The 12,558-nt window shown below is 71.3% G+C and carries 5 protein-coding genes; all 5 read right to left on the reverse strand.

Annotated features, from left to right (window positions below; genetic code table 11):
* Positions 1–16 precede the first annotated feature (16 nt).
* Positions 17–1,042: a class I SAM-dependent methyltransferase gene (locus R2B38_RS51220; RefSeq protein ID WP_318023051.1), complete on the reverse strand. Its 1,026-nt coding sequence runs from the start codon at positions 1,040–1,042 to the stop codon at positions 17–19.
* On the reverse strand, positions 1,039–2,418 hold the full coding sequence (locus R2B38_RS51225) for a condensation domain-containing protein (RefSeq protein ID WP_318023052.1): 1,380 nt from the start codon (positions 2,416–2,418) through the stop codon (positions 1,039–1,041). Before R2B38_RS51225 ends, R2B38_RS51220 begins: the two co-directional genes overlap by 4 nt.
* Positions 2,418–8,765, reverse strand: a complete 6,348-nt coding sequence (locus R2B38_RS51230; protein ID WP_318023053.1) for a non-ribosomal peptide synthetase — start codon at positions 8,763–8,765, stop codon at positions 2,418–2,420. Before R2B38_RS51230 ends, R2B38_RS51225 begins: the two co-directional genes overlap by 1 nt.
* A 197-nt stretch (positions 8,766–8,962) precedes the next feature.
* A complete protein-coding gene (locus tag R2B38_RS51235) occupies positions 8,963–10,867 on the reverse strand; it encodes a methylaspartate mutase subunit E (protein ID WP_318023054.1) in 1,905 nt (634 codons plus the stop codon).
* A 39-nt stretch (positions 10,868–10,906) separates the two neighbouring features.
* Positions 10,907–12,558: non-ribosomal peptide synthetase (locus R2B38_RS51240; protein WP_318023055.1), on the reverse strand; the 1,652-nt coding region annotated here is incomplete at its 5' end.

A 12,558-nucleotide genomic window follows, 5' to 3' on the forward strand; every position in this document is an offset into this window, starting at 1 on the left:
GCCGCCGCCCCCTTCATCAGCGCCTCGCCACGAAGAGACGTCCCGTCGGGAATCCGAGCTCCACGGTCTCGACCCGGGAGAAGCCCGCGTCCCCCAGCTTGGCCTCCCACTCGTCCTCGGTCAGCAGTTTGCGGCCCATGAACTGCCGGTGGTAGTAGGTGACGATCGCGCTGAACAGCCGCTCGCGCCCGTTGCGGAGGTACGGGACCGCGTCCGTGATCGCCATGATGCCGCCCGGCCGGAGCGCCTCGCGGCAGTTGGCGAGCACCTTGTCCGCGACCGCCTCCTCCTCCGGCATCATGTCGTGGAAGACGAAGCCCGCATGGATCACATCGGCCCCCTCCACCGGTCCGGGGTCCTCGGCGATCGACTGGATGGACCGCTCGACCACGCTGATCCGCTCGGCCATCCCGGCGTTGCGGACCGCCTCCCGGGCCGCCTCGCAGGCGCCGGCACTGAGGTCCAGGCCCACACCGGTGGCGTCCGGGAACTGTTCCAGCGTCTCGATCAGCAGCCGGCACGTGCCGGCACCGAGGTCCGCCAGCCGCTGGGGCTTGGCGTTGAAGATCACCTCCAGCGCCGCGGGATAGAAGGCGAGCGACCCCATCCACTGCGAGCTGACGGCGACCTGCCTGCCGTCGCGCTGGTGGGCGTCGTAGGCCGTACCCGGATCGGTGAGGAACTCCCGGGCGTGCTCGATGAACGGACGGTTGGCGTTCATGGTCCAGGAGACGTAACCCGCCCGGTGCACAATGACGTCGAAGTCCGCCACCACGTGGAAGCCGGAGCCGCCGTCCGAGGCCGGTTCTATGAGGCCGGCCGACTCCAGCGCTTCCAGATAGCGTCCGGCGCCCTCCTCGGGGACGTCCGCCCGCGCTGCCACGGCGGCACTGTCGAACGTCCGCCCGGGGGCGATCACGTCCAGCACACCGAGCCGATCGCCCATCTCCAGCAGCGCTGCCGCGGCGGCTATGTCCGGGGCGGCTCCGCTGTGCTCGACCTCGGTGGCCAGCTGACGTCCCGCGTCATGAGTGACAGTCATACAGGGGCTCCTTTCTGCCCTACCGGCCGGGGGTGCCACCAGGTAGGCAGCTCGGCTTCCCCGACCAACACGTTCAGCTTGGTTTCGGGCGCGGTGAGGATCCGCCGGATCAGGGCCTGGCAGATCTCGCCCAGTGCGAGCACGTCGTCGGCGCCCAGTACGTCGGGCCGGTGGACGAACCTCAGCGCCAGGTGGGGATCCCGTTCCTGGAGGAAGACGGTCATCGCCCGCTTGGAGACCACCCTCCGGCGGTCGATCCGTTCCACGGCGGTACCGGGCAGATCCCAGCGCACCGCCGCCGAGCTGTCCGTACAGAACAGCACGTCCGGATAGAGGAGTTCCTCGCCGCCGTCCTGCGGACGGCCGCCGTCGAGTGCGCGCACCACATGGTCGAAGGGCAGCGCCTGGTGGTCGTAGGCCGACAGCACGTGCGCTCTGATCGCGGCGAGCAGTTGCGTGAAGGAGCGGTCCCCGTGCACCGTCTCCCGCAGCACGACGATGTTCCGCAGATAGCCGACCATGTCCTCGTACTCGGTACGCCCCCGGTTGGCCATGGCGGATCCCAGGGCGATGTCGCGCTCTCCCGTGTAGAGGTGGACGAGGAGGTACATCACGGCCAGCAGCACGAGGTAGGGGGTGCACCCCTGCTCGCGGGCGAAGAGCCTCGTCCGCTCGGACAGCTCCTGCGGGAAGGTGAGGTTGTACGCGTCCCCGCAGGGTCCGTCGGCGGGCACGGCCCGGGCGGAGGGACGCAGCCGCAGAGGCCGGTGGCCCCGCAGGTCGCCCAGCCAGTACCTCAGGTCCTGCCGGGCCTCCTCACCGCTGAACCACGCGTACTGGCGGTCCACGAACTCCCCGTACTGAGCGGTGGGTTCGGGCAGGGTGACCAGCTGCCCGATGACGCGTCCGCGGTAAAGCTCGCTCATCTCCCTCAGGACGATGCCGCTGGAGAAACCGTCGGTGATGATGTGGTGCATCACCAGCGCCAGCAGCCGTTCGGTGTCTCCGTAGCGGGCCAGCGCGGCGCGCAGGAGCGGCGGGTCCGACAGGTCGAAGGGCCGTGTGCAGTGCTCCTCGCCGATGTCGAGGGCCCGCTGGTAGGGGGATGGGGCGTCGCGTACGTCGAACCGGCGCAGTACCCGGACGGGCGGGTCCACGACGAAACGGTGCGGTCCGTCGGCGGTGGAGCGGAACCCGGTGCGCAGTGACTCGTGGCGTGCCACCACGGTCTCCAGCGCGTACTGCAGCGCGGCCTCGTCCACGTCGCCGGACAGCCGCACGAGTCCGGCCACGAGGAAGTCCTGTCGGCCCGGCTGCCGCTGATCCAGACGCCAGAGCCGCTCCTGGGTGGGGTACAGCGGCCCGGTGTCCGTCATCACGCCTCCCGCCGGGCGTCCGCGAGCAGGCCGGCTATCTCGCGTGCCAGCCCCGCGACCGTCGGATGTTCGAACAGGGTCCTGATCGGGACGGTGACCTGGAACTCGTCGCGGAGCCGGTTGATCACTTTGCCCGCCATCAGGGAGTGCCCGCCCAGCTTGAAGAAGTCGTCCGTGGGGGCGATCTCGGCCACGTCGAGCACCTCGCTCCACGCCCGGGCGACGGCCAGTTCGAGCGGCGAGCCGCCGGCGGACCGCGGCTCCGTCCGGCCGGGTGCCGGCAGGGCGGCCCGGTCCAGCTTCCCGTTGGGGTTGAGCGGGAACCGGTCGAGCACGACCACCTGTGCCGGGATCATGTAACCGGGCAGGACCTCGGACATCCGGCGCCGGATGTCCGGGCCGCTGCAGTCACCGTCCGGTTCCGCGACGACATAGCCGACCAGCCGTCGTTCGCCCGGAGCGTCCTCCCGGATCACCGCCGCCGCCCCGGACACCGCGGGCAGGGCGGCGAGCGCGGACTCCACCTCGGCGAGCTCGATCCGGAATCCCCGCAGCTTCACCTGGTGGTCGACCCGGCCCACGAAGGCCAGCTGCCCGTCAGGGCGCCAGGACACCAGGTCGCCGGTGCGGTACATACGGGCCCCGGGCGCGTCCGCGAACGGGTCGGCCACGAAGCGCTCCGCCGTCAGTGCCGGCCGGCTCGCGTATCCCCGGGCGAGGCAGTCCCCGGTGAGGTACAGCTCCCCGGGAACACCGGGCGGGACCGGCCGCAGCCAGGCATCGAGCACGTACAGGCCGATGCCGGGGCGGGGAACCCCGATCGGTGGGGCCTCGGTACCGGAGAGGGGGCCCGCCCAACTGGTGATGACGGATCCCTCGGTCGGCCCGTACAGATTCACCATGCGGCGGCCCTCGGCCCACTCCCGTACGAGGGACCCCGGCACTCGTTCGCCTGCGACCACCAGCGTCAGTCCGGCCGGCAGATCCCCGGCGGGCACGGCGGCGAGCACCGACGGCGGCATGGTGACGTGGGTGATGCCGAACCGCCGTACGGTCTCGCCCAGGCTCTGGTCGGGCACCAGGTCCCGGGGCTCGGCGAGCACGAGGCGGCAGCCCGAGAGCACGGACATGCAGATCTCCAGCAGGAACGCGTCGAAGCTGGGGGATCCGAACTGCAGCACCCGGCTGTCCTCGGTCACCTCGAAGAGGGCGCGCTGCGCGCTCACGAGATCGGCCGTTCCCGGGTGCGTGAGCAGCACGCCCTTGGGCCTGCCGGTGGAGCCCGAGGTGAACAGCAGGCAGGCGGCGCCGAGCAGGTCCAGCGGTCCGCCGCGCTCCGCGTCGTCCAGCCCGTGCGAGGCGGTGGCGGCGAGTTCGGCGGCGATCGAAGAAGAGTCCAGGCAGAGGACTTCGGTGCTGCCGGCGGCGAACAGACTCCGGTGCGACTCGACGGTGATCGCGACGGCCGGCCCGGCGTCTTCGAGGATGGCGTCGATGCGGGCCTTCGGGTAGTCCAGGTCGACGGGCAGATACGCGGTTCCCGTCTTCAGTACGGCCAGGACCGCGGTGATCAGCTGCTGGGAGCGGGGCAGGGCGAGTGCCACGGACCGTCCCGGGCCGACCCCCCGGGACAGCAGGACACGGGCCAGGCGGTTGGCGTCCGCGTCCAGTTCCGCGAAGCTGCGTGTCACACCGTCGTCCTGCACGGCCACCGCGTCCGGGCGGCGCAGCACCTGGCGTTCGAACAGCACGGGCAGCGGGGCGCGGTCGGCGGTCACCGGTTCGCGGCGGCCCAGTGTGTCCAGGGTGTGCCGGCGCTCGGCTTCGGTGAGCAGGTCGACCTCCCCCACCGGACGGCCGGGGTGAGCGGTGACCTCGTCCAGCACGGCGATGAACAGCCGCACCAGGCGCTCGGCCGTCGCGGGGTCGAACAGGTCGACCGCGTACTCGACGAACCCGTCGACGCCCTCGCAGATCCCCTCCTCCGACACGGATTCGCGGAGGCTGAACGTGAGGTCGAACTTCGCGAAACCGATGGGGATCTCCTCGCCGTCGGCCTCCCGTCCGTCCAGGTGCAGCCGCAGGTCCGAGCGAGGGGTGTTGCGCAGCATCAACAGCACCTGGAACAACGGGTGCCGGGCCGGCGAGCGGGGTGGGTTGAGTGCCTCCACGAGTCGGTCGAAGGGCAGTTCCTGGTGGTCGAGCGCGGCCAGGTCGGTTTCCCGGACCCGTGCGAGCAGCTCGCGGAAGTCGGGGTTGCCCGAGAGGTCGGTCCGCAGGACCAGCGTGTTGATGAAGAACCCGACCAGGTCGTCCCAGGCGTCGTCGATCCGGCCCGCCACCCCGGTGCCCACGGGGATGTCCTGGCCGGCGCCGAGTTTCATCAGCAGGACGGCGAGCCCCGCCTGCAGGGCCATGAACAGGGTCGCGCCCGCCTCGGCGGCCGTGGCCCGCAGCCGTGCGTGCAGTTCCGGCGGTATCCGCACCGCAGCGGTGCCTCCGAGATGGCTCGCCGCGGCGGGCCGGGGCCGGTCGGCGGGCAGCGGCAATTCGACGGGCAGGCCGGCGAGGTTCTCGGTCCAGTAGGCCAGCTGGCGGGACAGCCGGGCGTTTCCCTCCACCCCGCCGTCGAGGAAACGCCGCTGCCACAGCGCGTAGTCGCGGTACTGGACCGGCAGCGGCGCCCACCGCGGCCGGCCGCCGGCGCGGCGCGCGGCGTAGGCGCGTTCGAGATCGCGCCCGAAGGGGGCGAAGGACCAGCCGTCCCCCGCGATGTGGTGCAGCACCACCAGCAGTCGGTAACCGGTCTGCGTGCGCAGCACACGGGCCCGCAGCGGCATCTCGCGCGTGAGATCGAAGGCCTCACGCGCGGCCCGCAGGAGCACGTCGCCCGCGTCCTCGTCCCGCACGTCCAGAATCGGTACGTCGGGACGGGCGGCCTCCGGGTCGAGCACGACCTGCCGTACTCCGCCGGGAGTCTGCGGAAAGACCGTCCGGAGGATCTCGTGCCGTTCGACGACGTCGCCCAGAGCCGCGGTCAGGGCCGTCACGTCGGTCGTGAGGTCGAGGGTGACGACGTAGGGGATGTTGTACACCGACCGGGGGATGTCCGACTGGTTGAGGAACCACAGGCGGCGCTGGGGCAGCGAGAGCGGGACGCCGTCGGTACCGGTACCGGCGAGCGGGGCGGCTCCGTCGTGGTCGGCGGCGGTGAGCAGTCCGGCGAGGAGTTCCGGCGTGGGGTGGTCGAAGACCGCCCGGACGGAGACGTCGGAGCCCGTGTCGGCCCGGATCCTGGCGGCGAGCTTGACCGCGGACAGGGAGTGCCCGCCGAGGGCGAAGAAGTCGTCCGCCGGACCCACCCGCGGCACGCCGAGGACGTCGCCGAACAGTCGGCAGAGGGTCGCCTCCCGCGGCGTACGAGGGGCCCTTCCGTCACCGGCCGCGGGCAGGCGCTCGGGCACGGTCAGGGCCGCCCGGTCGATCTTTCCGTTGGGTGTGGTGGGCAGCCTGTCGAGCAGGACGAACAGCGAGGGGACCATGAAGCGGGGCAGCACCCGGGCCACGTGGTCACGCAGCTCGCCCGCCGTGGGAACCTGCTCCGGCACGGTCTCCGCGTAGGCCACCAGTTGGCGGTCCCCCGGTACGTCCTCCCGCACCAGGACGATCACCTGCCGTACGCCGGGATGGGCGGCGATCGCCGCCTGGACCTCGCCCAGTTCGACCCGGAAGCCCCGCAGTTTGACCTGGTGATCCACGCGGCCGATGAACTCCACGGGCCCGTCGGGGCGTTGCCGGACCAGGTCACCGGTGCGGTACATGCGCTCGCCCGGTTCACCGAAGGGGTCGGCGACGAACCGTTCGGCGGTCAGCCGTGGTTGGGCCAGGTAGCCGCGCGCCAGGTTCTCCCCCGCGATGTACAGCTCGCCCACCACCCCGCGCGGCACCGGCCTGAGACCGGAGTCGAGCACGTGCAGCCGGGCACCGGCGAACGGGGTGCCGATCGGCACGGGTCCGGACTCCGTCGCGGCCGCGGGCGGGATGCGGTGGTCCACACAGCCGCACGTCGCCTCGGAGGGGCCGTAGTGGTTGATGACGGTGACTCCGGGATGCCGTAGCCGCCATTCCCGCAGCAGTTCGCCCACCAGCGGCTCGCCGGCGACGATGAACTCCTTCGTCGGGGAGCAGAGGTCGGGCAGCGTGTCCAGCAGGGCCAGGTGCGTGGGAGTCGCTTTGAGGAAGGCGTAGCCACCGCCAAGGCCGCCGAGGTCGGCGTATTCCTCCACACTGGAGATGATCAGCTCCCCGCCGGCGGCGAGCGTGCCGAACAGGGCGGTGAGCGTGATGTCGAAGGACAGGGACGAATACAGCAGCACGCGTTCGGCCAGACTCGGGTACGCGATCGCGGCACGGCTGACGTAGTTCGCCACCGACCGGTGTTCGACAGCGACGCCCTTGGGCCGCCCGGTGGAACCGGAGGTGTAGATGACGTAGGCGAGGTTGCCCGCTCGAAGGAGGGTGGTGCGCTCCTCGGGCCGGATCTCGCCGTCCGGAAGGGCCGCCAGGCATGCGCGGACCTCGGAGCTGTCCAGCACCAGCCGGCGGGCGGAGGAGGCGTCCAGCGCCCCGGTGGCGGCGGCGTCGCCCGAGGTGAGCAGCAGGGGCACGGCCGAGTCCCGCAGCATGTACGACACCCGGTCCGGCGGATAGTCGAGGTCGACGGGCAGATAGGCGGCGCCGGCCGAGAGCACGCCCAGCACGGCGACCACCATGTCGAGGGACCTTGGCATGGCGACCGCCACCACGTCGTCGACACCGATGCCCTCACTGAGCAGCAGTCTCGCCAACCTGTTGGTGCGGGCGAGGAGTTCGCCGTAGGTGAGCCGCTCGCCGCCCGCGCCGACCGCGGGGGCGTGCGGCGTCTTACGGGCCTGTTCGGCCACCAGGTCCAGTACGGTCGTGATGTGCCCGCCGGGCCGGCCTGGCGACGAGTGCCAGTCGGCGTCGACCAGCCCGGAGACCTCGTCGGCGTCGGCCGTGTCGAGCCGGCCGGTCGGGATGTCGAGGGTGCCTGTGTCGATGACGTCGGCGAGCAGCCGGAGCAGCCGGGTCCGGTGGCGGTCGAGGTCCGCGGCGGTGTAACGGCCGGGATTGGCGAAGAAGTCGAGGCGCAGTCCCTCGCCGCCGAATCCGCTGTAGACGTAGATGTAGAGGTCGTCGACGGGTCCGAGGCTGAGGGTGTTCAGCTCGGCCCGGCTGCCCGCGAAGGACAGGCCGTAGTCGAAGGGCACGAGGTTGAGGTGCCAGCCGAACAACCGCTCGTCGCCGCGCAGACCGAGTTCGCGCCTGAGTTCCTCGCCGCGGAACCGCTGGGCCTGCAGAGCCTCCATCAGACCGTTCGACGCCTGCCTGGCCAGGGCGGAGAGGGACTCCCCGGGGGATACGTCCAGGCGCAGCGGCACGACGTTGGACGCCTGGCAGGGGGTCGTCCTGGTGGCCGTTCCGGTCCTGCCGGTCACGGTGAGTCCCAGGCTGACGTCGTCGGTGGCCATCACCTTGCCGAGATAGACGGTGACCACCGCGCACAGCACGGCGGTCCAGCGGACCCGGGCCTGCCTGGCCAGCGCGACGAGCCGATCGAACCGCTCCTGGTCGAGGCGTCCGGTGCCGCGCAGGAAGCGGGTGGACGCGTCTTCGGCGCGGGCGGCCGGGGTCACGATGGCCGGACGCTCGGCGAACCGGTCGCGCCAGTGGGCGCGGTCCCCCTCGTACTCCGCGGACCGCCGGTAGGCCTCGTCCTCGGCGACCACCTCGCTCAGCGGGCGGAACGACGGCTCCCGCCGGCCGCGGCCCTCACGGTCGCACGTGTACAGGTCGGCGACCCGCTGCCCCAGCAGGAACAGGCCGTACCCGTCCACCACGGCGTGGTGCGCCCGTACGTACCAGAGGTGTTCGTCGGGTCCGACGCGCAGCAGCGCGTGGCCGAACACCTCGCCCCGGGCCGGATCGACGGGCCGTGCCAGATCCTCGTACATCCACGCCTCGGCGCGTTCCCGTGCGTCGTCCTCCGCACCGAGGTCGATGAAGTGCAGGGGCCAGTCGTCCCGGACCTCGACGGTCTGCCGGAGTCCGCCCTCGCCGTCCTCGGTGATACGGACGTGCAGGCACTCCGTCTCCGAGACCGCCTGGCGCAGTGCCGCCTCGAAGGAATTCCGGTCCATGGCACCGCGCACATGAAAGTAGCTGCCGATACTGAACGCTGGATTATCGGGATCGAGTTTCTGGGCCAGCCAGACCTCGCGCTGTGCGGCCGACAGGGAAAGCGATGTCCGATCGGGGGCTGACATGCCGTGAACTCCCGGAGCATTTCGATCAGTGGATGGAATGTCGGCGGCAGAGCGATACAGACTGCCGCGCCGGACTTCGGCTCGGATATCGGGATCACATCCGATGCTATCCGCGCGGTATCCGCGGACCCAGATCGTGACCGTACTGCGCGTAAGAGTTGTTGTGGTCGATTACGTTCATCACGGTCCGCCGCGGTTCATGACAGCGGCCAGTCGTCGAAATCCCCCTCGATGACTCGCCGGATGTCGAAGGCGGCCATCTCGGCGGCGGTTCTCCGGCTTTGGCCACGATCCTTGGAAAGCCGCTCCTGGATCCGGTCACGGTGGAATTCCCGTATGTCCGCGGGCAGCGGGAGTCTGCCGGGGGCGAGCAGCCGGACGGCGCCGCCGGTGTCCCGGATTCCGAGTACCTCGCCCCGGTTGTGGACACTCGGCGCGAACGGTATGTCGAGCAGGCCCAACCGGAAAGCCCGGACCACGCCCTTCGTGACGCTCCCGCCGCCGCATTCCAGGACGGCGTTGAGCAGGTGGTCGCATTCGGCGCGCAGCAGTCGCTTCTCCATGTCGACCGCCGCGGGGTCCAGATCGGCCGGAGTCGCCGCGTCGACGGACCGCCGGGCCTGCCGGATCGCGTCGGCGTTCTCCGTCACGGTCGGGATGCCCCATGCCTCGGCGGTGGTCTTCAGCAGTACGCGGCCGCAGCCGGAGAGAGCTGCCGTGCGCGCCGAACCGCGGATCAGCGCAAGCGCCTTCTGCCGGGCCTCGGGGAACGCGGCCATGTACTGGTGGAAGACGGTGGTGACCAGCACACCGTGCCGCGCGTGGCCGACCAGTTCGTCGGCCATCTCGTCCATGACCTGGATGGCGGCGACGTCCTGGGACCGGCAGCCCTGCTCGGCGTAGCCGAGACTCACCGAGCGCACCCCTTGTCCGACGGCCATCAGCATTTCCAGAAGGGTGGTGACGATGGCCAGGCAGGGTGGCAGGAGCGTCGCCGTCAGCACACCGAAGAACTCCCGGTCGAGGATGATCCCGTAGCGCTCGGCGTACAGGCCGGTGAGCCGGTCGACGTACTGCCAGACGGGGATCGACTCCTCCAGCGGATAGTCCTTGTAGTAGGGCAGGTTGTAGGTGATGGCTCCGCCTTCGAAGGCGGTGACGCCGCCGGCGTAGGAGATCTCGCCGAGCAGTCGGGGGTCCCGGGTGCTGTGCCGGGTCTGCAGCGGGGTGGGGGTCCGGGCCGCCAACTGGCGCAGGGCCCGGACTCCGTGGTTCACCACCGGGAAACCGTTCAGCACGGACCGGTCCGGTGAGCTGGCGCGCAGGCCTTCCTCGGCACCGGAGTAGTCGTTGTTCCGGGACAGGGAGTCGACCTGGTACGACAGCACGTTCGCGCCGGCCCGGTGCAGTGCGCTGAACAGGGCCGCCTGGCCGATCGCGTCGGCCACCCCGCAGCGTGGCTGCAGCAGCGGCCGCCCCGTGTGCCGGGCCCGCAGCTGGGCGGCGGCGAGCAGGGGGCGTCCGCCGAGGAACTCGGCGTTGGCGTCGAGATCGGCGGCGTCCCGGCCGGTACGCCAGTGCTGCAGTACCTCCTTCCTGGCGATCCGGAAGTGCTCGTCCTCCATGCGCTGGTCCTCGGGCAGGACCAGCGTGCGGGACCGTGTCGCCGGAGTTCTCCCGTCCTGGGCGGTGAGAGCCGCGGGCCGCCGTCCGGCGAGGTCGTGCTCCAGGTTCCGCAGCACCTGACGCAGGTCGGCATAGCCCGGGAACACTCTGCGGAAGCCCAGTTCCCGGAAGTGGCGCGCGACCTCGTCCGGGGAGGACGACACGGACAGGTTGCCGCCGATGTACCAGTGGGCGTCGAGGGTGCCGTACTCCTTGCGCAGTTCGAGGAACTCGCGTGTGTAGAAGCGGCTGTGCCCGTCCATGCTGGAGATCATCACGACGTCGGCGGTGCGCGCCGCCTCGAAGAAGTCACGCAGCTCGTTCTGGGTGCGCAGGTCGATCACCTGGTAGCCGCTCTCCGTCAGGGCGTGCCGGAGAACGAACAGCCCCACGGAGTGGGCGTCGGCGCCTATACCGCCCAGCACTATTCGGTGCACACGGTTCTCCTGGTTCACGCTCGGTCGGGCGAGGCGGTCTCACACCGTCTCGGGTTGCGCCGTGCCGCCGGACGGGACACCGGCCGGGGCGGACAGGGCCCGGGCGAGGTGGGCGATGGTCCGCCCCTCGTAGAGCGCGCGAGCGGGGACGCTGAGGGACAGTCGGCGTTCGAGTTCGTTGAGGAGGCGTGCGGCGAGCAGGGAGTGGCCGCCGAGTTCGAAGAAGTCGTCCTCCACACCGACCGGTTCCACGTCCAGCACCTCGGACCAGACGGCGGCGAGCCGCGTCTCCAGAGCGGTGCGCGGCAGCACGGGATCCGTGCCGAGGGACCGCGGTGAGCGCAGGAGCGCGGGCAGCGTCCGGCGGTCGACCTTGCCGTTCCGGTTCAGCGGCAGATCGTCGCGGACCATGATCGCCCAGGGCACCATGTGGGCCGGGAGCCCGGCCGCGAGCGCTTCGCGCAACCGGGCGCCGAGCCCGGCCGTGGCATCGCCCTCGGCGGACTCGGTGGTGGCCAGGCCGGGCCGGGGGACCACGTAGGCGAGCAGCCGGTGGTTTCCCGAGCCGTCGCGCTGGGCGACGACCACCGCCTCCTTGACCTCGGACCGGTCGACCAGGTGCGCCTCGACGTGCGCCGGTTCCACCCGGAAGCCCTGCACCTTGACCTGCTGGTCCGCCCGCCCGACGAACTCCAGTGTGCGGTCGGGCAGTTGGCGCACCAGATCGCCCGTGCGATAGAGGCGTTGGCCCGGCCGAGCGGCGAAGGGGTCGGCCACGAAGCGCTCCGCGGTGGCGGCCGGCTGCCCGAGGTAGCCGCCCGCCAGCCCTTCCCCGCCGGTGTAGAGCTCGCCGACGACGCCGGGGGGCACCGGGCGCAGCGCCGGGTCGAGGACCACGATCCTGGTGCCGCGCACCGGGCTGCCGATCGGTACCCGTTCGCCTTCGGGGGGACCGCCCGTGGTGGTCCAGCAGGTGGTGAACGAGGTGTTCTCGGTGGGTCCGTATCCGTTGGTGAAGATGAGCGACGGAGTGTCGGCGAGCAGGCGCCGGACGTGAGCCGGGGAGGCCGTCTCCCCTCCGGTCAGCACGTGCCGCACACGCTCGAACAGGCCTGGTTCCTCGGTCACCAGATGGTTGAAGAGCCCTGTCGTCAGGAGCAGAACGGTGACGCCCTCGCGTTCGACGGCCGGCCGGATCTGTTCGACGGCGGTCGGCGGACCGGGCAGTACCACCAGCCGCGCCCCGTTCATCAGCGGTGCCCAGATCTCGATGGTGGACGCGTCGAACGCCACCGGCGCGAGTTCGAGGAACACGTCGTCCGGGCCGATCTCCATCCAGTCCGGGCCGCGCAGAAGGCGGGACACGGCCCGGTGCGGCACGCCGACCCCCTTGGGCCGACCGGTGGAACCCGAGGTGAAACTGACGTAGGCGAGGGCGTCCGGAGGCAGCGGCGCGGCCGGGTGCGGTGCGAGGGTCCGCTGCCGGGCGCCGGAGACGCGCCGGGGGCAGGAGGCCACGTCGATCACCGACTGTTCCGGGGGCAGCGGGAGTCTGCCGGGGGCGAGCAGCCGGTCGCCCAGCCCTGTCTGTACGAGTACGTGACGGCTGCGGGCCGCGGCGAGGAGTTCGGCGTGCCGGGCCGGCGGGTCCTCCGGGTCGAGCGCCAGGTAGCCGGCGCCGGCCCGCAGGA

Origin of the sequence: Streptomyces sp. N50, assembly GCF_033335955.1 — a bacterium.
Lineage (GTDB): Bacteria > Actinomycetota > Actinomycetes > Streptomycetales > Streptomycetaceae > Streptomyces.

Coding starts and splice junctions, on each gene's coding strand:
- R2B38_RS51225 (WP_318023052.1), bottom strand. CDS start 2,418: ATGACGGACACCGGGCCGCTGTACCCCACCCAGGAGCGGCTCTGGCGT.
- R2B38_RS51220 (WP_318023051.1), bottom strand. CDS start 1,042: ATGACTGTCACTCATGACGCGGGACGTCAGCTGGCCACCGAGGTCGAG.
- R2B38_RS51230 (WP_318023053.1), bottom strand. CDS start 8,765: ATGTCAGCCCCCGATCGGACATCGCTTTCCCTGTCGGCCGCACAGCGC.